The 21,164-nt window shown below is 75.3% G+C and carries 23 protein-coding genes and 1 pseudogene; 13 read left to right on the top strand and 11 right to left on the bottom strand.

Features of this window, described 5'->3' with window-relative positions:
* Positions 1-112 precede the first annotated feature (112 nt).
* Both yczR and FHU33_RS21870 read right to left on the bottom strand, forming a co-directional pair.
* Positions 113-1,558, bottom strand: a complete 1,446-nt coding sequence (gene yczR / locus FHU33_RS21875; protein ID WP_142027686.1) for a MocR-like transcription factor YczR — start codon at positions 1,556-1,558, stop codon at positions 113-115.
* 94 nt (positions 1,559-1,652) lie between these two features.
* Positions 1,653-2,594 (bottom strand): cobalamin biosynthesis protein, encoded by a 942-nt coding sequence (locus tag FHU33_RS21870; RefSeq protein ID WP_246064108.1) that lies wholly within the window; start codon positions 2,592-2,594, stop codon positions 1,653-1,655.
* Between the two features lie 53 nt (positions 2,595-2,647).
* Here FHU33_RS21870 and def point away from each other — a divergent pair, with 53 nt between their 5' ends.
* The 3 genes from def to FHU33_RS21860 are packed head-to-tail and all read left to right on the top strand — an operon-like array spanning position 2,648 to position 4,003.
* Entirely contained in the window at positions 2,648-3,205 is a 558-nt protein-coding gene (gene def, locus FHU33_RS21865) for a peptide deformylase (protein WP_142027684.1), read from the top strand.
* A 7-nt stretch (positions 3,206-3,212) separates the two neighbouring features.
* Entirely contained in the window at positions 3,213-3,347 is a 135-nt protein-coding gene (locus FHU33_RS26355; protein WP_281281699.1) for a hypothetical protein, read from the top strand.
* A 38-nt stretch (positions 3,348-3,385) separates the two neighbouring features.
* Positions 3,386-4,003 carry a flavodoxin family protein gene (locus FHU33_RS21860; protein ID WP_142027683.1) on the top strand — a complete coding sequence of 206 codons (618 nt, stop codon included), beginning with the start codon at positions 3,386-3,388 and terminating at the stop codon, positions 4,001-4,003.
* On the opposite strand, the gene FHU33_RS21855 is transcribed toward FHU33_RS21860, so the two are convergent.
* The gene (locus FHU33_RS21855; RefSeq protein WP_246064106.1) at positions 3,988-5,244 is read right to left on the bottom strand and encodes an MFS transporter; all 1,257 of its coding nucleotides are present in this window, start codon (positions 5,242-5,244) and stop codon (positions 3,988-3,990) included. The genes FHU33_RS21860 and FHU33_RS21855 overlap by 16 nt on opposite strands.
* 92 nt (positions 5,245-5,336) lie before the next feature.
* Here FHU33_RS21855 and FHU33_RS21850 point away from each other — a divergent pair, with 92 nt between their 5' ends.
* Complete coding sequence (locus FHU33_RS21850) at positions 5,337-6,515, top strand: glucose-1-phosphate adenylyltransferase family protein (RefSeq protein ID WP_142027682.1); 1,179 nt, start codon at positions 5,337-5,339, stop codon at positions 6,513-6,515.
* Between the two features lie 15 nt (positions 6,516-6,530).
* Here FHU33_RS21850 and FHU33_RS21845 read toward each other — a convergent pair whose 3' ends face one another.
* Positions 6,531-7,238, bottom strand: a complete 708-nt coding sequence (locus tag FHU33_RS21845; RefSeq protein ID WP_142027681.1) for a DUF4383 domain-containing protein — start codon at positions 7,236-7,238, stop codon at positions 6,531-6,533.
* 113 nt (positions 7,239-7,351) lie between these two features.
* Between FHU33_RS21845 and FHU33_RS21840 the strand changes: the two genes are divergently transcribed.
* Positions 7,352-7,681 (top strand): tetratricopeptide repeat protein, encoded by a 330-nt coding sequence (locus FHU33_RS21840; RefSeq protein ID WP_246064105.1) that lies wholly within the window; start codon positions 7,352-7,354, stop codon positions 7,679-7,681.
* Positions 7,682-7,700: 19 nt separating this feature from the next.
* On the opposite strand, the gene FHU33_RS21835 is transcribed toward FHU33_RS21840, so the two are convergent.
* From FHU33_RS21835 to FHU33_RS21815, 4 genes are all read right to left on the bottom strand, one after another.
* Entirely contained in the window at positions 7,701-9,206 is a 1,506-nt protein-coding gene (locus FHU33_RS21835; RefSeq protein WP_142027680.1) for an alanine/glycine:cation symporter family protein, read from the bottom strand.
* The gene (locus tag FHU33_RS21830) at positions 9,206-9,643 is read right to left on the bottom strand and encodes a universal stress protein (RefSeq protein WP_142027679.1); all 438 of its coding nucleotides are present in this window, start codon (positions 9,641-9,643) and stop codon (positions 9,206-9,208) included. Before FHU33_RS21830 ends, FHU33_RS21835 begins: the two co-directional genes overlap by 1 nt.
* Positions 9,644-10,068: 425 nt before the next feature.
* Positions 10,069-10,824 carry an adenosylcobinamide-GDP ribazoletransferase gene (locus FHU33_RS21820; RefSeq protein ID WP_142027677.1) on the bottom strand — a complete coding sequence of 252 codons (756 nt, stop codon included), beginning with the start codon at positions 10,822-10,824 and terminating at the stop codon, positions 10,069-10,071.
* A 10-nt stretch (positions 10,825-10,834) separates the two neighbouring features.
* Positions 10,835-11,386: a histidine phosphatase family protein gene (locus FHU33_RS21815; RefSeq protein WP_142027676.1), complete on the bottom strand. Its 552-nt coding sequence runs from the start codon at positions 11,384-11,386 to the stop codon at positions 10,835-10,837.
* A gap of 63 nt (positions 11,387-11,449) precedes the next feature.
* Between FHU33_RS21815 and FHU33_RS21810 the strand changes: the two genes are divergently transcribed.
* Positions 11,450-12,238 (top strand): Fic family protein, encoded by a 789-nt coding sequence (locus FHU33_RS21810; protein WP_142027675.1) that lies wholly within the window; start codon positions 11,450-11,452, stop codon positions 12,236-12,238.
* Between the two features lie 156 nt (positions 12,239-12,394).
* Here FHU33_RS21810 and FHU33_RS21805 read toward each other — a convergent pair whose 3' ends face one another.
* Positions 12,395-12,667 carry a hypothetical protein gene (locus tag FHU33_RS21805; RefSeq protein WP_142027674.1) on the bottom strand — a complete coding sequence of 91 codons (273 nt, stop codon included), beginning with the start codon at positions 12,665-12,667 and terminating at the stop codon, positions 12,395-12,397.
* Between the two features lie 70 nt (positions 12,668-12,737).
* Positions 12,738-13,586 carry an HAD family hydrolase gene (locus FHU33_RS21800; protein WP_142027673.1) on the bottom strand — a complete coding sequence of 283 codons (849 nt, stop codon included), beginning with the start codon at positions 13,584-13,586 and terminating at the stop codon, positions 12,738-12,740.
* Positions 13,587-13,713: 127 nt separating this feature from the next.
* Here FHU33_RS21800 and ssd point away from each other — a divergent pair, with 127 nt between their 5' ends.
* From ssd to FHU33_RS26540, 7 genes and pseudogenes are all read left to right on the top strand, one after another.
* On the top strand, positions 13,714-14,793 hold the full coding sequence (ssd, locus tag FHU33_RS21795; RefSeq protein ID WP_142027672.1) for a septum site-determining protein Ssd: 1,080 nt from the start codon (positions 13,714-13,716) through the stop codon (positions 14,791-14,793).
* Positions 14,790-15,932 (top strand): TadA family conjugal transfer-associated ATPase, encoded by a 1,143-nt coding sequence (locus FHU33_RS21790; RefSeq protein WP_142027671.1) that lies wholly within the window; start codon positions 14,790-14,792, stop codon positions 15,930-15,932. The genes ssd and FHU33_RS21790 overlap by 4 nt, the downstream gene beginning before the upstream one ends.
* A 13-nt stretch (positions 15,933-15,945) precedes the next feature.
* Complete coding sequence (locus tag FHU33_RS21785) at positions 15,946-16,743, top strand: type II secretion system F family protein (RefSeq protein ID WP_142027670.1); 798 nt, start codon at positions 15,946-15,948, stop codon at positions 16,741-16,743.
* Between the two features lie 200 nt (positions 16,744-16,943).
* Positions 16,944-17,459: a type II secretion system F family protein gene (locus tag FHU33_RS21780; protein WP_246064103.1), complete on the top strand. Its 516-nt coding sequence runs from the start codon at positions 16,944-16,946 to the stop codon at positions 17,457-17,459.
* A 122-nt stretch (positions 17,460-17,581) separates the two neighbouring features.
* Positions 17,582-17,842 (top strand): DUF4244 domain-containing protein, encoded by a 261-nt coding sequence (locus tag FHU33_RS26045; RefSeq protein ID WP_246064101.1) that lies wholly within the window; start codon positions 17,582-17,584, stop codon positions 17,840-17,842.
* Positions 17,843-17,887: 45 nt separating this feature from the next.
* Positions 17,888-18,220, top strand: a complete 333-nt coding sequence (locus FHU33_RS21770) for a TadE family type IV pilus minor pilin (protein WP_142027668.1) — start codon at positions 17,888-17,890, stop codon at positions 18,218-18,220.
* Positions 18,217-18,555, top strand: a pseudogene (locus FHU33_RS26540) (Rv3654c family TadE-like protein); the annotation flags it as partial. The gene FHU33_RS21770 and the pseudogene FHU33_RS26540, both read left to right, overlap by 4 nt.
* A 44-nt stretch (positions 18,556-18,599) precedes the next feature.
* Here FHU33_RS26540 and FHU33_RS21760 read toward each other — a convergent pair.
* A complete protein-coding gene (locus FHU33_RS21760) occupies positions 18,600-21,077 on the bottom strand; it encodes a DEAD/DEAH box helicase (RefSeq protein ID WP_142027667.1) in 2,478 nt (825 codons plus the stop codon).
* Positions 21,078-21,164 lie beyond the last annotated feature (87 nt).

Genomic DNA, 21,164 nt, shown 5'->3' with positions numbered 1-21,164 from the left:
AAGGGCCGGACGGGACGGAGCGGCGCAGGTCGGCGTCCGCGGCCGGCGTCGTGCCGTCACCGTCCGTGGTCGCGGTGCGACGTGCTGAACAGTGCAGCGCACGAGCCGCCCGTCAGACGACGGCGAGCGGCCGCGCGGGGGCGCCGATCACCGCGCCGGAGCGCAATCCCGCTTGCACCCGGGCGAGCACCTCGACCGCTCGGCGCAGCTCGTCGGCCGGGCGGGTGAAGGGCAGCCGCAGATGGTCGTCGAAGGCGTGCCCGGTGCCGAAGGCGCGGCCCTCGGCGAGCAGGAGCCCCAGCGGAGCCGCCGCGGCGGCCAGGGCGGCGGAGCTGATCCCGGCCGGGAGCCGGCACCAGACGGACAGCCCGCCGGCGGGGGAGGACACCTCCCAGTCGGGCAGCAGGCCGCCGATCGCACTCACCAGCGCGTCCCGGCGCTCGCGGAGCTGTGCCCGCCGCTGGTCGAGGACCGCGTCGAACTGTCCGAACAGGACGGTCGCGGCCAACTGGTCGAGCATGCCGACCGACAGCTGCCGGCGGACCAGGGTGGCGCCGAGCTGGGCGGCCAGCGCCGCGTCGGTGCGCAACCAGCCGACCCGGAGCCCGCCCCAGACCGCTTTCGACAGGCCCCCGACGGTGACCGTCGCGGCGTCCGGCAGCCCGGCGGCGAAGGGGGGCAGCCCGGCGCCGTCCAGGTGCAGCTCGGCGGCGACCTCGTCGACGACGGTCAGGACACCCTGCTGCCACAGGGTGGCGGCCAGCCGGCGGCGCCCGGTCGCCGACAGGCGGGCACCGGTGGGGTTGGAGAAGTCCGGGATCACGAACGCCAGCCGGGGGCTGCTCTGCCGGGCGGCCAGGCGCGCCGCGCGGATGAGGCCGTCGGGGTCGGCGGGGTCGACCGGCACCGGCGTGCACCGGCCCCCCGCGGCGGACACCATGCCGAGGACGCCGGGATAGGTGGGGTGCTCGACCAGCACCCGGTCGCCCGGCTGGAGCAGCGTCTCGAGGACGGTGGCGGTGGCGTCGCCGACGCCGGCGGTGACCACCACCTGGTCGGGTTCGGTGGGCAGACCGCGGGCGGTGAACCGGTCGGCGATCGCCGCGCGCAGCTGCGGCAGGCCGTTCGGGGCGTAACCGTGCTCGGACAGGTGCGCGGGAAGGGCGGTGAGCGCCTCTGCGTAGGCGGCCGCCAGTTGCGGAGCCGCCTCCGGCGCTGCGTGGGCCAGGTCCAGCACCCCCGGAGAGCTGCTCGGCGGACCCCAGCGGGAGACGGCCTCCGGCAGCTCGGTGACCGTGCCCGAGCCGTGCCGCGTGCTGGCGAAACCCTCGTCCCGGAGGACCCGGTAGGCCGACGCGACCGTCACCCGGCTCACGTCGCACGCGGCGGCCAGTTCCCGCTCGGCGGGCAGCCGGTGGCCCACCGGCAGCGAGCCGGAGGCCACGAGGTCGCGGATGCGCCGGGCCAGCCCGGCATAGAGAGGTCCGGGCAACCCCGGCACCGGCCCGATCAGGGTGGCCAGTCCGTGGGCGGTGGACTGGTCGGCGCCCGGTGGCATGTGACCACCATGGCGAAGTGGACCGCGCCTGGCAAGCAGAGTCAGCGCCACTTCGCGGGCCTGGCGGTCCTCTCCCGCCCGCGTTCGACCCGGCTCAGCGGCGGCGGGCGCGGGCCAGCCGGCCGGCGCTCGCCAGGATCGCCGCGGCGGTCCACACCGCGCGGGAGAGCCGTACGGCCCGGCGGATGTCGTCCGCGGCCGGGATTCGCCCGTCCCCGAGCGGAGGGCGCACCTCCACCCGGCTGCCGTAGACGTTGCGGCCGCCGAGTCGCAGCCCCAGCGCGCCGGCGGTCGCCGCCTCGCAGCGGCCGGAGTTCGGGCTGGGGTGCGCCGCCCCGTCCCGGAGCCAGACGCGCAGCCCGCCGCGGGCGGAGCCGCCGGCCACCGGGGCGCAGGCCACCGTCAGAGCGGCGGTGATCCGCGCGGGCAGCCAGTTGGCGACGTCGTCCAGCCGGGCGGCGGCCCAGCCGAAACGTTCGTAGCGCGGCGAGCGGTGGCCGATCATCGCGTCGAGGGTGTTGACCGCCCGATAGGCCAGCAGCCCGGGCGCGCCTGCCACCGCGCCCCAGAACAGGGGCGCGACGGCGGCGTCGGAGGTGTTCTCCGCGACCGACTCCACGGTGGCCCGGGCCAGCTCCGCCTCCCCGAGCCCTGAGGGGTCCCGGCCGGCGAGCGCGGGCAGCGCTGCCCGCGCGGCCGGGAGGTCACCGGCGGCGAGGGCGGAGTGCATCGCCGTCGCGGCCCGGCCGAGGGAGGTGCCGCCGAGGACCGTCCAGGTGGCTGCGGCGGTCAGGAGGGTGGCGGTCACCGGTCGTCCCCGCACGAGCCTGTCCGCGGTCGTCCCCAGGGCGGCGGCGGCACCGGCGAGCACGAGGACGTGCCCGGCCCCGGCCGCGCGGGAGTCGCGCCAGGTCCGCCGCTCCATCGCCAGTGCCACTGTTCCGAAGCCGGCCACCGGATGATGCCGCCGTGGGTCGGCCAGGAGCAGGTCCGCGGCGGCGCCGAGGGCCAGCCCGACGGCGGTCGGGACGGTCACGCGGGCCATCGTGCCAACCCGCCTCGCCGACGCCGTCCCTAGGATCGGTCGTCATGCGCCTGCCCGGCCGTTACGACGGCGTCGCCCGGCCGATCGTCACCTACGGCAGCAACCCGGTCCTGCACCGGCCGTGCGCCCCGGTGACCGAGTTCGACCGCGACCTCCGGCACCTGCTCCTGGACATGTTCGCCAGCATGGAGGCGGCCGACGGGGTGGGGCTGGCCGCCAACCAGATCGGCGTCGACGCCCGGGTCTTCGTCATCGACTGCCCCGACGCCGACGGTGGCGACGTCGTCGGTTACGTGGTCAACCCGACGCTGACGATCCTCGAACCGGTGGGCGACGAGCCGGCCGAGGAGGTGACCGAGGAGGGCTGCCTCTCCGTCCCCGGTCCCTACGCCGACCTCCCCCGCGCCTTCCGCGCCCGCGTGGACGGCGTCGACGTGAAGGGCGAGCCGCTGTCGATCGAGGCGACGGGCATGGCGGCGCGCTGCCTCCAGCACGAGGTGGACCACCTGAACGGCACCGTGTACGTCGACCTGCTGCCCTCGGATCACCGTGAGCGGCTGCTCGCCGAGGCCGCGGGGCCGGGCGGTGACCTGCCGGCATGACCCCCGCGTGAGCGAGAATCGGGTGACCCGCCGGCCGGTCGTCGCGCAGGATGGTGGCCCGAACCCGGCCGAGGTGATCGCCGAACGGGCGGCCGAGCTGCGGAAACGGGTGCAGGGGTTCGTGGACGCCGTCCGCCGCTGATGTGTGGAGGCGGTCGATCGCGGGGCATGTGACGGTGCATGACCGAATCGACAGCGCTCCGTGCCCTTGCCCTCGTCTGCAGCCTCAAGCCCTCGCCCGCGCCGTCCAGCAGTGACCTCATGGCCCGTCAGGTGCTGGAGGAGCTCGGCAAGCACGGCGTGACCGGCGACGTCGTCCGCGTCGTGGACCACGACGTGAAGCCCGGCGTCGAGGTGGACATGGGCGAGGGTGACGCCTGGCCGGCGATCCGCGAGCAGATGATGGCCGCCGACATCCTGATCGTCTCGACGCCGACCTGGGTCGGGCACATGAGCAGCGTCGCCCAGCGGGTGCTGGAGCGCCTGGACGGCGAACTGTCGGAGACCGACGATTCCGGGCGCCCGCTGCTCGCCGGCAAGGTCGCCGTGGCCGCCGTCGTCGGCAACGAGGACGGCGCGCACAAGATCATCGCCGATCTGTTCCAGGGCCTCGACGACATCGGGTTCACCATCCCGTCGCAGGGCGGCACCTACTGGAACGACCACGCCATGGGCGGTACCGACTACATGGAGCTCGACGAGACGCCGGAGGCGGTCGCCTCCACCACCGCCACCCTCGCGGCGAACGCCGCCCATCTCGCCCGGGCGCTGAAGGCGAGCCCCTACCCGGGGAGCTGAGCCGGACTCCTGGCGTCGGAGAAGACCTCGGCACGCTCGACGGGGGCGAGCGTGCCGACGCTCCGGCGGGCCCGCAGCAGGCCGGCCACGGCCAGCAGCGCGAGGAGGACGACGACGGCGCCGTAGACCTCGGTCGTCCGGGTCAGGCCGAACTCCTCGACGGCGATGCCCGCCGCGATCGCCGGGAGGCTGAACGCCAGATAGCCGACGACGAAGACGCTGGCCAGCAGCCCGGCCCGGGAACCCGGCGCGACGCCGTGGGTGATGGTGGCAACGGCGCCGAGGAACGCGGCCCCGAAGCCGAACCCGGTGACGACCGCCGCGGTGAACAGCAGCGGGGCCGACGTGGCGAACAGCGCGCCGATGGTGCCGGCGACCCCGACGGTGAAGACCAGCGCGCCCACCAGCAGCGCCCGCTCCGGTGGCGAGGTGCGCAGCGCGACGGAGCCGGCGATGCCGGTGCCGTTGAGCGCCAGGATGAGCAGCCCCCCGACCAGGTGGTTGTCGATGGCGAAGACGTCGGCGACCAGCGACGGGCCGAGCGAGGCGTAGAGGCCGCCCAGCGCCCAGCACGCGACCAGGATCGGCAGGGCGACGACGAACGCGCGGCGGTGCACGGGCGGGACGTGGACCCGCGGGCGCAGGGAGGCCAGCGCCCCGGGCAGCCGCGGCGAGCTCTCCGGCAGCAGGACCGTGCCGACGGCGGCCAGCAGGAACACCACCGTCAGGACGCCGAACACCCAGTCGGTCGGCGAGGGGACGAACTGGACGAGCAGACCCGCGCCGGCCGCGCCGATCGAGAGGCCCAGCCCGGGGGAGGCGCTGTTGATGAACGCCCCCAGCGGCCGGTCGCGGTGCTGCAGGTCGAGCAGGGACGCCCCGAGCGTGCTGGTGAGCGCACCGGTCGCCAGACCCTGGACGACCCGCGCGGTCAGGAGCCAGCCGACGCCGTCGGCGAACAGGAACAGGGCCATCGCGGCGGCCTCGAGCACGAAGGCGGCGACGAGCACGGGGCGCCGTCCGACATGGTCGGACAGCGCGCCGACCACCAGCAGCGAGGCGAGCAGGGCGAAGCAGTAGATGCCGAAGACAGTCGTCAGCACGCCGGCGCTGAACCCGAAGCGCTCCTGGTACACCCGGTACAGCGGGGAGGGCACGCCCGACGCGGCCAGCATCAGCACCAGGAAGACGGCCACCGACCAGAAGGCGGCGGCCCGCGGCAGACGGCGGGAGACGGGCACGACAGGCAGCAAGCCGCGCGCTCTCCGACTGATTCCCCGCCTGCGCGTGTCGGACGGGGCGTGGCGTGTTCACCCCCGGGTAGGGCGCAGCCATGGCCCTTCCCCGGATCCTCGTCCTCGTGCTGGCCGGCGGCGCGGGAGGGCGGCTCGAGCTGCTCACCGAGCGACGCGCGAAGCCCGCCGTCCCCTTCGCCGGTGTGTACCGGCTCCTCGACTTTCCGCTCAGCAACTGCCAGCACTCCGCCATCGCCGACGTCTGGGTGTCGGTGCAGCACCACCCGATGTCGCTGTCGGACCACCTCGCCAACGGCCGTCCGTGGGACCTCGACCGCATCTTCGGCGGGCTGATGATGCTGCCGCCGTTCCAGGGCACCGAGCGCGGCGGCTGGGTGAGCGGCACGGCCAACCTGCTGTGGCGGCAGGCGGACCTGATCCGTCAGTACGACGCCGACGCGCTCGTCGTCGTCAGCTCCGACGCCGTCTACAAGCTCGACTACCGGGAGGTGGTGGAGTCCCACCTCGGCTCCGGCGCGGAGGTGACGATGGTGACCACCGAGGTCGCCGCCGACGACGCCCCTCGGTACGGGATCGTGCAGGTCGACGGCGAGCGGGTGACCGACTACGCGTACAAGCCGGACGAGCCGGCGACGACGACGGCGACGAACGAGGTCTTCGTCTTCACCCCGGGCGCCACGCTCGACCGGCTCGACGCGCTCGACGACGAGCTGGGGGAGGAGGAGCTCCAGGATCTCGGCAGCCACCTGCTGCCCGCCCAGACCCGTGACGGCCAGGCCCGGGCGTACCCGCTCCAGGGGTACTGGCGGGACGTCGGCACCGTGCCGGCGTACTGGCAGGCCCACCGTGACTTCCTCGCCGCGGAACCGCCGATCGACCTGGACGACCCGGCCTGGCCGCTGCACACCCGTGGCGGCCGGCACAGCGCGGCGCGCATCCTGCCCGGCGCGGTGGTCGACGAGAGCCTGGTCTCCGGAGGGACCCGTGTCGGGGGCGAGGTCAGTGGGTCGGTGCTCTCGCCCGGCGTGGTGGTGGAGAAGGGGGCGACCGTCGTGGACTCGGTGCTCCTGCCCGGCGTCCACGTGCGGGCCGGCGCCCGGGTGGTCCGCGCGGTCCTCGACGACGCGGTGGAGGTGGGGGAGCGGGCGGTGGTCGGTGGGGACGGCGACGTCACGCTGGTCGGGCGGCGGGCGCGGGTCGATGCCGGCAGCGAGCTGGCCGCCGGAGCCCGGTTGCCCGATCCCGAGGACGACTGAGCCGGGCGCCTCCGGTCAGGAGGACGGACCGTCGAACTCCATCCAGACGCGGCGGCGGTCGCCCCGGCTGTGCACCTCGGCCATGGCCGCGACCCGGCGGCGCTGGTCCTCGGTGGCCACGTGGTTGACCATGGCGAGCTCGGCCTCGCGCATGGCCCGCTCGGCGGCGAACTCCGCGGGCGTCGAAGGGAAGGACTCCGGCGGGTCGACGTCGTCGGGAACGGGGCGGGCGTAGGGGCTGTCGGCCGGCAGGTTGCCGCTCACCCGGCCGTAGGCGCCCAGGAGCAGGAGCACCAGGCCGGCGACGACGGAGAAGACGACGTTCTCCATCTCGAAGGCCAGCACGTTGAACGACGTCCGCAGGGCGGCGAGGTTCGCCAGCGCGGAGAGCAGGAACAGCGTGCCGACGACGATCATCACCGTCGAGGCGACGCGGGGGCTCCGCAGCGCGGCGACGACCAGCACCACCGCGGTGAGCACGGAGATCGTCGACAGGAGCCCGTTCGACGACATCCCGAGGATCGGCTCGCCGTCGGTGGAGAAGAAGTCCAGGCCGCCGGCGAACCCCAGCAGGCCGAAGAGCAGGATCACCGCGGCGACGGCGAGTGCCCCGATCCGCTGCACGATGAAGATGCGGGCGTCGTACGCCGGGGCGCCGTCCCCGGTCGGGGCGGGCTCGGAATTGCCCGTCGTCCGGCGGTGGGGGAAGTGGCGCAGTTGCATCGGAGCTCCTCGCGGGAGGGGGTGATGACTGCTCTTCCTCCCGTCGCGGGCATCCGGATGCGGCGGCCCCGGCCCCCGGGAAGCCTGGGCGGGGGACGGTGGTTGCACGGGTCGTGACGCAGCGATTCGAGATCGACATGCACTCGGAGTTCCTGCGGGCCGACCTCTTCCTCGCCATGGGCCGGCCCACGGAGGCGGTCCGCATCCTCGAGCGCCTCGTCGAGGCCGAGCCGGCCAACGAGGCGGCGCTGGAGATGCTCGCGCGCTCCTACTTCGGATCGGCCCAGCTGGCGAAGTCCGAGGACGCGCTGACCCGGCTGGTCGAGCTGGCCCCTGCCAACGGGTGGGCACGGCGGGCGCTGGCCCGGACGCTGGAGCGGCAGAGCCGCGGCTCCGAGGCCGTCTCCCACCACCGGATGGCGGACGCGCTCGGCGCGAAGTGAGCGTGGCCGAGCGGCGGGGTCAGCCCCGCCGCTCGGCCATCGTCGGGAGCTCACCGTTCGCCAGGCGCTTCCGGTAGCCGAAGAGCTCCGCCTTGACCACCCCGGCCATGAGGTAGAGGCCCAGGATGTTGGGCAGCGCCATGAGGAAGATCATGCTGTCGGAGAACCCGATCACCGCGTCCAGCGCCGACGAGGCGCCGATGACGACGAACAGGCAGAAGATCGACTTCCAGGTGCGGTCGACCACCATCGACTCGCCGAACAGGTAGGTCGCCGCCTTCAGCCCGTAGTAGCTCCAGGCCAGCATCGTGGAGTAGGCGAAGAGGATCACCGCCACGGCGAGCACGATCGGGAACCAGCTGACGACGGTCTCGAACGCCGCGGAGGTGGTCTGCACGCCGGGCGCGCTCGACTCGTCCGCGTAGGTGCCCGTGATGACGATGGCCAGCGCGGTCATGGTGCAGATGACGACGGTGTCGATGAAGGGCTCGAGGACGGCGACATGGCCCTCGGTCGCCGGCTCGTCGGTCTTCACCGCGGAGTGGGCGATCGCCGCGGACCCCAGCCCGGCCTCGTTGCTGAACGCGGCCCGCCGGAAGCCCTGGATGAGCACGCCGATGATGCCGCCGTACCCGGCCTCGGGGGTGAAGGCCTGGGAGACGATCGCCCAGAGCGCCTGGGGCACCTCCGAGAGATTGGCGAACACCACCGTCAGACAGGCGATCACGTAGAAGACCGCCATGAAAGGCACGAGCTTGTCGGTGACCCGGGCGATGCTGCGGATGCCGCCGATGATCACCGCACCCACGAGCAGGGCCAGCACCAGGCCGAAGATCGCTCCCGCCGCACCGCCGCCCAGCGGCCCGTCGTCCCCGCCGGTCACCGACTGCGCCTGGCTGAAGGCCTGGTTGGCCTGGAACATGTTGCCGCCGCCGACGGCCCCGCCGAGGGTGAAGATGCAGAACAGGACGGCGAGGACCTTGCCGAGCGTGCCCATGCCCTTCTCGGCCAGCCCCCGGCTGAGGTAGTACATCGGCCCACCGGAGACCCGCCCGTCGGGGTAGACGTTGCGGTACTTCACGCCGAGGGTGCACTCGACGCCCTTGGTGCACATGCCGACCAGCCCGGCGATGATCATCCAGAGCGTCGCGCCCGGCCCGCCGAGCGAGATCGCCACGGCGACGCCGGCGATGTTGCCCAGGCCGACGGTGCCTGACACCGCGGTGGCCAGCGCCTGGAAGTGGGTGACCTCCCCGGCATTCCCGGGGTCGTCGTAGTGGCCCCGGATGAGCCGGATGGCGTGCGTGAACGCCCGGAACTGGAAGCCGCGCAGGTAGATGGTGAAGAAGAAGCCCGCGACCACCAGCCAGACGACGATCAGTGGCAGCTCGACGCCCTCCCCGAGAAAGTCCAGTGGAACGGCGAAGAAGACGATCGAGGTGATGAACTCGGAGACCGGGGCGAAGAAGCTGTCGACCTGCTCGTCGAACGACGCGGCCAGCACGGTGCCCGGTGCGGCGCTCATCACGGCACCACCAGGACGGGCACGGGGGAGAGCTGGATGAGGCTGCTCGGAGTGGACCCGAACAGCAGGGTTCGCACCCGGCTCTGGCCGACCCGCCCGACGGTGATCCACGCGGCGTCGTGCTCGCGGGCGAGCCTCACCAGCGTCTCGGCGGGATGGCCGTGCCGGACCACCCCCTCGACGGGGAGGTCGCCGTCAATCGAGAGCCGGTCGACGACGGGGTCGAGCACGCGCTCGTGCGCCGCTGCCACCTCCCGGGCCTTCTCGACCGAGCGCCGCTCGTTGTCCTCGGCCGTGGTGATGGCGTAGGGCGACCAGGGGACGACGCACGCCAGGACGAGCTTCAGGTCGTGCCGGCGGGCGGCCTCGGCCCCCGCGTCCGCGGCGCGGACGCTGGCCTCGCTGCCGTCGAGCCCCACGAGGATGGACGAGGACACGGGATCTCCCGGAGGCCGCGGATGTTGCGGGAAAAGCTATCCAGCCCGGGTCGCCGCAGCGACCCGAGACGGACGTCCTGCCTCACGGGTCAGGCCGATGCGCAGCGCGTCACGCCACGCCGACCCGGTCGGGTGCCTGCCGGCACGGACGGATCGCACGGCGTCGTCCCGGGCACGCATGCGTCCATGAGCATTCTCGGAAGGCTGATGGGAACTGCAGAGAGCGCCGCCCGGGGCGCCGCTCGTGGCGGCCGCGCGACGGGACGCCCGGCACGGGGGGTGGCCCGCCCCACCGCGGGCCGGGGAATGGGCCGAGGCATGGGCCGCGGGCGCGCCGCGACCCCCGCCTCGTCCGGAGGGATCGGCCGCCTGGTCCAGGGGATGCTGCGCCGCCGTTGATCGGCGGTCCCCGGGGTAGCAGGCTCCTAGAGGGCGATCGCGCCCACCAGCAGGGTGGCCGTGGTCGCCGTCTCGCCCATCGCGCCCATCACGTCGCCGGTCACGCCACCCAGCCGCCTGCGGGCTCGGCGGTACAGGAGTTCGGCCGTGAGCAGGCCGGCCAGTGCGCTGATCGCCAGGCGGGCGGTCAGCTCCAGGTCGGCGGCCGTGCCCGCCACCAGCAGACCGAGCACGACGACGATCCACCCGACGAACCAGGGCACCGAGACGGTGCCGGCGACGAGCGTGCCCAGCGCCGATCCTTCCGCCGTCGCCACGCCGGGGAGGCCCGTGCGCGCCATCGCCAGCCGGGCGACGACGACGGCGGCCCAGAGGGCCGGCCAGCCCTCCCGCGTCTCCAGCAGGGCCGTGAGGCAGGCGACCTGCAGCAGCAGGGTCAGCACCACCGTGACGACGCCGAAGGGCCCGATGTCGCTCTGGTGCATCACCTGCAGCGCGCGCTGCCGGCCGCGCAGCGGGCCGAGGCCGTCCGCGGTGTCGGCCAGCCCGTCCAGGTGCAGCCCGCGCGTGAGCGCCGCCAGGACGGCAACCGCGAGCACGGCACCCGCCAGGGGGGAGATCCACCGGTCGCCCAGGACCGCCAGGCCCGACGCGATGCCGCCGAGGACCAGCCCGACCAGCGGCGCCCAGGGCAGCACACCCCGGGTGGCGCCCGCAGCGCGTGCGGGGACCGGCAGGACGGTGAGCAGGGCGGCCGATTCCAGGGGCCCGCTCAGCCTCATCGGGCCCGGCTCACGCGATCAGCTCCAGTCGCGTGATCGTGCCGTTGTGCGGTGTCACCACCGGCATCGCGTCAGGGCCGAGGCCGGCCACCACCGCCTGGGCCGCGCGGATGGTGTCGCCATGGGTGACGAGGGCGATCACGTCGGCGGGCGGCTCGGTGCCGAGGTCCTTGAGGAACGCCTCGACCCGCCCGTACAGCTCGGTCAGGCTCTCCCCGCCGGGCGCCGCCCAGTGCGGGTCGGTCCAGTCGACGACGTCCCACAGCTCACGGGAGGGGCGGCCCTCCAGCTCGCCGTACCCCTGCTCGCGGAGGGCCGGGGTGGTCACGACCGGGAGCCCTGTTGCCGCGGCGCAGTGCTCGGCGGTCTGCACGGCGCGGAGGAGGTCGCTGGAGATCAGGACGCCCGGGGCGAGGTGGGCCAGTTCGGTAGCGGCGGCGGCGGCCTGAGCATGTCCGGTGGCGGTGAGCGGGACGTGCGCGGTCTGGCCCTGCATCAGTCCGGCGGCGTTCCACTCGCTCTGTCCGTGGCGGACGAGCAGCAGCGTGAGAGGTCGGGACATGGCAGGGGGAGAGTAGGCGAGGGCCGTGCCGGCACCGCGCGGCCGCCTCGTACCGTCGTCCCCGTGAGTCTTCCCGTCCGTCCCGGAGCCGCCCCGGCCGCGCCCCGTTCGTCCGCGCCCGACCCCCTGGCCCCGCTGCTGGACCTGCCGGGGGTGCGCGAGGCCGCGGACGCCGCCCGCACCGGCATCGACCGGCTGCTCGGGCACAAGGTGCTCCGCCGGGAGTCCGCCGGGGTCAGCACCGAGTCCGCACTCCGCGGCGCGCGGGCATCGGCCGCGCTGGAGGGTGTCGACGTGCCGCTCGCCGAACTGCGGTCCGGCGACGTCACCGACCCGGTCGTGCAGGGGTCACTCCGGGTCTCGGCCGGTCTGGGGTCCATGGTGGAGACGTGGTCGCGGGCGCCCGGGCAGGTCCTCGCCCGGCTGCACGTGCTCGCGGCGGCCGACCTCGCCGACGCCGCCGCGCTCGGCCGGCCGGCCGGGCACGCGGGGGCGCGGCTGTCCGGGCTGTTCTCCCTGATCACCGGCACGACGACCGCTCCCGCCGTTCTCGTCGCCGCCCTGGTGCACGGTGAGCTGGCCGCACTCGCGCCGTTCGGCACCTCCGACGGCGTCGTGGCGCGGGGCGCCGGGCGGCTCACCGGGATCGCCCGCGGCCTGGACCCGAAGGCGGTCTCGGTGCCCGAGGTCGGGTTCGCCGAGCTCGGCCGGGATGCCTACGGTCAGGCGCTCGCCGGCTATGCGTCGGGAACGGAGGCGGGTGTCGCCGGCTGGCTCGTGCACTGCTGTCGCGCCACCGAGCACGGCGCCCTGGAAGGGCTGGCGATCTGCGAGAGCCTGCTTCGCGGGTGAGCTGCGCGGGTCGGGGCGGACGCGAAGACTGCAGGCATGGACCAGCTCGGGGTCGACGGGCTCGGTCGGCCCGCGCCTCCAGGCCGGTCTCGGCCGGGCGGACCCTGGTCGACCGGGTGACGGAGCGGTTCGGCGGCTGATCTCGTGGGCGGTCGGTCAGCGCGGGGAGAGGACGAACCCGAGGACGGCGGTGAGCACCACCGCGCACGCGCCGACGGCAGCAGCCGCCAGCCAGGCCCCCGTGACGGCGTCGGCCGCAGCCGCGCCCAGGACCGACAGCCACGGTCCGGACAGGGAGAGGAACAACCCGATCCGCCCGACGCGCGATCGGCGGCGACCGCGCGGTGCGACGCGGGTGGACTGACCGAACAGGACCGCGGCGACGCAGACGGCCAGGACGGCCAGCCAGGCGAGGACCACGGTGAGCACGTCGGCAGGATGTCCCACCGCGCCTGAACCAGGGAGGTGCCCCGCCGCCAGCGGAGACCCTCCCGGGGCGTCAGGCCCCGCGGCGGCGCCGGCGGCCGGTCAGCGGACCCGGCTCGTCGACGGCGAGCAGTCCCGTCCGGAGCGCCCGGTGCCGGGCGTACCAGGCCAGCCCGACGACGGCCGCGCCGACGCCCACGGCGGCACCGGTGACCACGGGGGCGGGGGGCGCGGAGAACCGGGCCCGCATGCTGACCGGGCGGGTGAACTGGAGGACCGGCCAGCCGTGCTCGAGGGCGGCCTTGCGCAGGCCTCGGTCGGGGTTCACCGCGGTCGGGTGCCCGACGGCCGAGAGCATCGGCAGGTCGGTGATGGAATCGCTGTAGGCGTAGCAGTCGGCGAGGTCGTAGCCGCCGTCCGCGGCCAGCTGCCGCATGGCGGCGGCCTTGTTCTCGCCGTAGGCGTAGAAGTCGATCGTGCCGGTGTAGTGCCCGTCCTCGGTCACCATGCGGGTGGCGACGACCCGGTCGACCCCGAGCATCTCGCCGATCGGCTCGACCATCTCCGCGCCGCTGCTCGACACGATGACGATCTCGCGGCCGGCTGCGCGGTGCTCCTCGATCAGGTCGGCGGCCTCGGCGTAGACGAGCGGGTCGACGATCTCGTGCAGCGTCTCCCGGACGATGTCGTGCACCGTGGCGGCATCCCAGCCGGTCACCATCGACGTGAGCTGGGCGCGCAGGCGCTCCATCTGCTGCGCGTCGGCGCCGGCGAGGGAGAAGACGAGCTGCGCGTACGCGGTCTTGAGCACGGCGCGGCGGTTGATCAGCCCACCGTTGAAGAACGGACGGCCGAACGCCAGGGTGCTGGACTTGGCGATGACCGTCTTGTCCAGGTCGAAGAACGCCGCTGCGCGGGTCACAAGGCACGACTCTAAGTGGAGCCGATGCCCGTGGCCGAGGCCGCTCGCCGTCCACACCCGTTCGGGTCATCCACAGTTCGCCCCGCCCGTCTGGCACTGATTGCCCACGACGGCGTGAGGTCAGGGCGTGTCCACCTCCCGCTCCACCTCTCGTGCGTCCGTCCGGCCCCTCGTCGTCAGCACCGACGACTCCCTTCTCGACGACCTGCTCCGGCTCCTCGCCACCGCCGGGGCCGAGGCGGAGCTGGCCACGGGCGGGCCGGCGCTGCGCCGGGCGCACCGGCAGGCCCCGCTCGTCCTCGTCGGCGCCGACGCGCTCACCGCCGGTGCCCTCCGGGCCCTGCCGCGTCGCCCCGGAGTCGTCGTCGTCGCCGGCCGCGACCTGCCGGCGGCCGACTGGGCCGGAGCGGTGGAGATCGGCGCGGAGCGGGTCGCGGTGCTCCCCGATGACGAGTCGTGGCTGCTCGCCCGCTGCACCGCCGCGGTGCGTGATCCGGTCGAGCGCGGGCGGCTGGTCGTCGTGGGCGGGTCCTGCGGCGGCGCCGGGGCGAGCACGCTGGCGACGGCCGTGGCGCTGGCGGCCGCGCCGGGTGTGACCCTGGTCGACGCCGATCCCTGGGGAGCCGGCCTGGACCTCCTGCTGGGGGCCGAGCGTGCCGACGGTCTGCGATGGCCCGACCTGACCGGTCTGCGCGGGCGCGTGGCGGGCGACGCGTTGCTGGCCGCCCTGCCCGACGTCGGTGGCGTCTCCGTGGTCGCCGCATCCCGGTCGTCGCCGCAGCGCATCCCCCCGGACGCCCTCGCGGCCGTGGTGGACGCCGCCCGCGCCGTCGGCTGCCCGGTCGTCGTCGATGTACCGCGGATCGCGGGGGAGGCCGCGCTGTCGGTCGCCGCGGAGGCCGATCTGGCGGTGCTGGTGGTACCCGCGCGGCTGCGGGCAGCCACGGCCGCCCGGTTGCTGGTCGAGGCCCCGGATTCGGTGTGGGCGGGCGCGCACGTGGTCATCCGTTCCGTTCCCGGGGGGCTGTCCCGTGACGAGGTGGCCGACGTCGTGGGGCGACCGGTCCTCGCGGAGCTCGCCCACGACCGCAGCGCCGTGCCCCGGGGCGAGCGCGGCGAGCCACCCCTCGTGTCCGCCCGCTCCCCGCTGGGGACGGTGGCGCGGCGGATCCTCGGCGCCCTGCAGGCCCAGCCCGTGCGCCCGTGAACGCCCCGCCGCTGCTCGACCGGGTCCGCGCCCGGCTGGCACTGCAGCCCGGTGCGCCCACCCGGGCGGGGGTCGCCGCGCTCGTCCGGGAGGAGGCGGGCGGGCTGCTCGGGGACGACGACGTCCTCCTGGCCGTCCGCGAAGCCGTGGACGAGCTCGCCGGAGCCGGTCCGCTCGAAGCGCTCCTGCGGACGCCCGGCGTCACCGACGTCCTCGTGAACGGCCCGGAACAGGTGTGGGTCGATCGCGGGTCCGGCCTGCAGCCGACGCCGGTCCGGTTCCCCGACGACGACGCCGTCCGTCGGCTCGCCGTCCGGCTCGCGGCGACGGTGGGGCGCCGGCTGGACGACGCGTCGCCCTGGGTGGACGTCGGACTCGGCGACGGCACCCGGCTGCACGCGGTCCTCCCGCCCGTGTCGGGGAGCGGCACCTGCCTGTCGCTGCGGGTGCTGCGCCGCACCACGCACTCCCTGGCCGAGTTGGCGGCTCTGGGCACCCTGCCGGGCGGGAGCGAGGACCTGCTGCGCGAGGTGGTGGCGCGCCGGTTGGCCTTCCTCGTGACCGGGGGCACCGGCTCCGGGAAGACGACCCTGCTGTCGGCCCTGCTCGGGGCGGCCGATCCCGCCGACCGGATCGTCCTGTGCGAGGACGCACCCGAACTGGCTCCTGAGCACCCGCACGTCGTGCGCCTGGTCACCCGGCCACCGAACGTCGAGGGAGTGGGGTCGGTGACGCTGCGGGACCTGGTGCGGCAGGCCCTGCGCATGCGCCCGGACCGCCTGGTGGTGGGCGAGGTCCGGGGCGCGGAGGTGACCGACCTCCTCGCGGCGCTGAACACCGGGCACGACGGCGGGTGCGGGACGCTGCACGCCAACCGGCCGGCCGAGGTGCCCGCCCGGCTGGAGGCCCTCGGTGTGGCCGCGGGCCTGGACCGCGCCGCGGTGCACAGCCAGGCCGCCGCGGCACTGGCCCTCGTGGTGCACCTGCGGCGGACCCCGGCAGGCCGCCGGGTGACAGAGGTGGGCGTGGTGCACAGATCGGGGGATGCCGTCGTCGTCGAGCCCGGATGGCGGGCCGACGGGCGCGACGTACCGGCCGCCGAGCGGCTGCGGGCGCTGCTCACCGAGGGCGCGTCGTGAGCGGGGGCGCGGCGTGACCGGGGCGCTGCTGGCCGCAGCCCTCGCGATGCTTCTCTGGCCGGACCCGCGCGCCCTGCGGAGGGCGCGGCTGCGCACGGTGGGCGTCGGAACGGGCCGCGGGCTACTCCGGTCCGCAACACCGTCCCTCCCGGTCCCGGTCATCGCCGGGGTCGCGGCGACAGCGGTCGCGGCATTGCTCAGCACGCCGCTGGTCGCCGGTCTCTCGGCTCTCGCGGGGATCGTCGGCGGCAGATCCTGGGTCGTCCGGCAGCGGGCCCGCCGCGCGGAGGACCGGTTGCGGTCCCTGACGGAGGCGCTGGGCGCGCTCGGCGCCGAGCTGCGCAGCGGGCGCTCCGTCGACGCGGCGACCGACGCCGCGGTGGCGGCCTGCGCCGACGAGGAGTGCGGCACCGCCCTCGCCCGGGCGTTGCGCGCGCCGGGCGTGCCCGTCCCCTCCGTCCCGGACGCGGACTTCGCCGCCGCGCTGGACCGGGTCTCGGCCGGCGTCCGGCTCAGCGCCCGGACCGGGTGCTCGCTCGCCGCCGTGGTGGCTGCGGTGGAGGACGACCTGCGGGCGCGGGAGCGGATGCGGCAGGAGCTGAGGACGGCGACCGCCGGGCCCCGGGCCAGCGCGATGCTGCTGGCCGGGTTGCCGGTGCTGGGGCTGGCCATGGGGAACGGCGTGGGTGCCGACCCCTGGCGGGTGCTGACCACGACGGCGACCGGGCAGGTGCTGCTGGTGCTCGGGGTGGCGCTGGAGCTGGCGGGGCTGACCTGGTCCGGGCACCTCGTGCGGCGGGCCGTCCGGTGACGTCGTCATGGCCTGCGCTGCTGTCGCTCGCGGCTGCCCTCCTGCTCTGGTCGCCGTCGGCGCGGCTCGCGGCCGTCCGGGCGCGGGCACTGCGCAGGACTCGGGAACCGGCGGCGGACGGTCGCGTCCCCTCCGTGCGTCGGCGGTGGCTGCTCGCCGCATGCGCAGGGGTGGCGGCGGGTCTCCTCGTGGGAGGGCTCGTGGGGGCCGGTGTCGCCGTGGGGGTGGGGGTGGTGGCGGAGCGGTGCCTGCGGGGTGCCGACGTCGAGGCCGACGAACGGATCGCACTGTCCCGCGAGCTCCCGAGCGCCTGCGACCTCCTGGGCGTCTGCCTGTCGGCCGGTGTTCCCGTCGGCGCTGCGCTGGCCGCGGTCAGCGCCGCGGTGCCGCAACCGCTGGCTCGGCACCTGGCGGCCGTGGCCGCCCTCGGCCGGCTGGGTGCCGAACCACGGAGGGCGTGGGCCGATGCGCCCGTGGAACTCGCGACGCTGGGACGCGTCCTGGTCCGGGCGGGGGAGTCGGGCGCGGCTGCGGCGCCGGCGCTGCGGGCGCTGGCGGCGGACAGTCGTGCGTCCGCGCGCGCGGCCACCGAGGCAGCTGTCCGGCGGGCCGGGGTCTGGGTGCTCGCACCCCTCGGGCTCTGCTTCCTCCCCGCATTCGTCTGCCTGGGCGTCGTCCCGATGGTGCTCGGCCTCGCCGGCGACCTCTTCGGCTGACGACTGTGCACAGGTCGTACGCCCGTCCACAGATCAGCGGCGAGCGTCGGGCGTCGTCCGTTCCAGCGGTTGGGTCGAGGCACGGCCCGGATGGCGGGCCCCGACCCGAGGAGGACCCTGTGGTGAGTACCCCGAACGCTGTCGAGGACCGGAGCGACGTCCAGCCACCCGAGCAGGACCCGGCGTTCCCGCGCGGGCGTCTGGCCCGGCGGTGGGCCGCCGTCCGTGCCACCGGCGAGGCCGGCATGAGCACGGCGGAGTACGCCGTGGGCACGGTGGCGGCGTGCGCGTTCGCCGCCGTCCTCTACCGGGTGGTGACCGGTGGCTCGATCGTCACCGGGCTGACCGACCTGGTGGAGTCCGCTCTCGCCACCCTCTCCTGACCGATGCGGCATCGCGCGGCCTCCCCGCGGCATCGGGAAGCCGGCATGGTGACCGCCGAGACGGCGGTCGTCCTGCCGGTCCTGCTCCTCGTCCTCGCCGGTGTGGTCGCCGCAGTGACCGTGGTCGGCGCCCAGTTGCGCTGCGTGGACGCCGCTCGGGAGGGCGCCCGTGCCGCGGCGCGGGGTGAGGAGGTCGCCAGGGTGATCGCGCTGGCGGGCCGGGCGGCACCGGAGGGCGCGGTGACGACGGTGCGACCCGAGGGCGAGGAGGTCCGCGTGACGGTGACCGCCGCGATCGCCCCGCTGGGGCCGGTGCCGCTGCGGCTCACCGTGTCGGCGGAGGCCGTCGCCCTGCGGGAGCCGGGTGCGGCCGGATGACTCGCCCCGCACCCGGCAGGGAACGTGGCTCCGCCACCGTGTGGGTGCTCGCGCTGGGCGGGGTCCTCGCGGTGATCGGGATGGCGGCGGTGCTCACCGGCGCCGCCGTCGTGGCGCGGCACCGGGCGACGGCGGCGGCCGATCTCGCCGCACTGGCCGGCGCGGTCCGGGCCGTCCAGGGCGCCGATGCCTGCCGCGGTGCCGCAGACGTGGCCCGGAAGAATGCCGCGGAGCTCGCCGCCTGCGCCGTCCGCGACGGCGCGGTGGTCGAGGTGACGGTCAGGGTGCCGGTGCGGCTCGGCCTGCTGGGCGTGGTCTCGGCCACCGCCCGCGCCCGCGCCGGGCCCGTCGGGACGGACCCTCTCGCGGAGGGCGCCGGTCAGAAGACGATCTCGTCCTCGTCCTCATCGACGGTCACGGGTGCGGGTGACCCGGCGGGCACGTCGGCCGCGACGTTGCGCTCCACGCGGCGTCGATCGGCGCCGGGCATGCCCTCCCGGGCGGCGAGCTCGTCGAGCACCACGTCGAGGACGCGGACGGCGCCGGCCTTGTCGAGGGGGTCGTTGCCGTTGCCGCACTTGGGCGACTGCACGCAGGAGGGGCAGCCGCTCTCGCACTCGCAGCTGGCCACCGTCGCGCGGGTGGCCTGGAGCCAGCGCCGCAGCACGCCGAAACCGCGCTCGCTGAAGCCGGCGCCGCCGGGGTGCCCGTCGTAGACGAAGATCGTCGCCGCCCCGGTGTCGGGGTGCAGGGCTGTGGACAGTCCGCCGAGGTCCCACCGGTCGCAGGTCGCGAGCAGGGGCAGGATGCCGATCGCCGCGTGCTCGGCGGCGTGCAGCGAGCCCGGCAGCTCGACGTCGTCCACCTCGGCGCGCTCGACCGCGCGGTCGCCCAAGGTCCACCAGACCGCGCGGGTGCGCAGCTGTCGCGGGGGCAGGTCGAGGGGGAACTCCGCGAGCACCTCGCCGCTGCCCAGCCGCCGCCGCTGGTAGGCGACGACCTGGTTCGTCACGTCGACGACGCCGGTGTAGGCCGTCACCGTGCCGAGGGGGCGGGTCTGTTCCACCGCGACGACCGACAGGTCGGTGACGTCGCGGGCGACCGTCGTCCACTCGGGGTTGTCGGCGTGCACGACCGCGCAGGCGTCGTCCACGTCGAACTCGTCGACGACGAACGTCTCGCCGCGGTGCACGTACAGCGCGCCCTCGTGCACGGTTGCGTGCGCCGCCCCGCCGTCGACGGTGCCCAGCAGTCGACCGGTGCCGGTCTCGATGATCGACACCGGTTCGTCGCCGCTGCCCCGGATGTCGACGTCGGGCCTGCCACGCCCGGCCCAGTACCAGCCGGCCGGCCGGCGTCGCAACGATCCGGCGGCCACGAGCTCGTCGAGCCGGGCCTCGGCGACGGGCCCGCCGAAGTCGGGCAGGTCCTCAGGGGTCAGCGGCAGCTCGGCGGCGGCGCAGCACAGCTGCGGGCCGAGCACGTAGGGGTTGGCGGGATCGGTGACGGTGGCCTCGATCGGCCGGCCGAACACCGCCCGTGGATGGTGGGCGAGGTAGTGGTCCAGCGGGTCGTCGCGGGCCACGAAGACGACCAGCGACTCCTTCTGCGCACGTCCCGCGCGTCCGGCCTGCTGCCACAGCGAGGCGAGCGTGCCCGGGTAGCCGGCCAGCACGACAGCGTCCAGCCCGGCGATGTCGATGCCGAGCTCCAGCGCGTTCGTCGTCGCCACGCCCAGGAGCTCCCCGGACGACAGCGACCGCTCCAGCTCGCGTCGCTCCTCGGGCAGGTAGCCACCGCGGTAGGAGTCCACCCGGCGGACCAGGTCGTCGCGGCCCCGGTCGTGCAGCAGCCGGCGGGCCTGCTCCGCGACCGACTCCGCGCTGCGGCGCGACCGGACGAAGGCCAGCGTCCGCGCCCCGCGTTCCACCAGGTCCGCCAGGAGGCCGGCGGCGTCCGCGGCCGCCGACCGGCGGAGCGGGGCGCCGTGCTCACCGGTGCGCTCGGTCAGCGGCGGTTCCCAGAGGGCGAACGTGGCGCCGGGCCGCGGGGACCCGTCGGTGGTGACGGCCGCGACGGGCGCGCCGACCAGCCGGGTCGCGGCGACGGCCGGATCGGCCACCGTGGCCGAGGCGAGCACGAACACCGGCTCGGCGCCGTAGCGACGGCAGATCCGCCGCAGCCGGCGCAGCACGTGCCCGACGTGGGAGCCGAAGACGCCCCGGTAGGCATGGCACTCGTCGATGACCACGTAGGCCACCCGCCGCAGCGTGCTCGACCACTTCTGGTGCGCCGGCAGGATCCCGCGATGCAGCATGTCGGGGTTGGTCACGATCCAGCGCGAGTGGCGCCGGACCCAGTCCCGCTCCTCACCCGGGGTGTCCCCGTCGTAGGCCGCGGGGCGCACCGAGGGATCGGCCAGGGCGGCCACCGAGGCCAACTGGTCGCGGGCCAGCGCCTTGGTGGGCGCCAGGTAGAGCACGCAGGCGCGCGGGTCCTCGGCCAGCCGGGTCAGCGCGGGCAGCTGGTAGGCCAGCGACTTGCCCGAGGCCGTCCCGGTCGCCACGACGACGTGCCGCCCGTCGTGGGCCAGCTGGGCGGCCTCCACCTGGTGCCGCCAGGGGGTCAGGACCCCGCGCTCCTCGAGCCGGGACCGCAGGTCGGCGGTCACCCATCCCGGCCAGGGAAGGGTGCTGCTCTCCCGCACCGGGACGTGGTGCACGTGGGTGACCGGCTGCTCGGCGTCGTCGGTGCCGGCGAGGACGGAGGCCAGGAGGTCGGCGCCCGGCAGGACGCCGGAGGAGGCGTCCCCGGCGCCGGCAGGGCCGAGCGGCCGGACCGGGTGGAGCGTCGTCACCCGTCCACTGTCACACCTTCCGGCGACGGAGGGCGGCGGCGAATGTCATTCATGTGATGCAGGTAACAGAACATACTGGACGTCCGC

This window comes from Blastococcus colisei, from assembly GCF_006717095.1.
Lineage (GTDB): Bacteria > Actinomycetota > Actinomycetes > Mycobacteriales > Geodermatophilaceae > Blastococcus_B > Blastococcus_B colisei.
The sequence above is the reverse complement of the archived record's forward strand: the minus strand, read 5'-3'. Positions and strand labels throughout refer to the sequence as shown.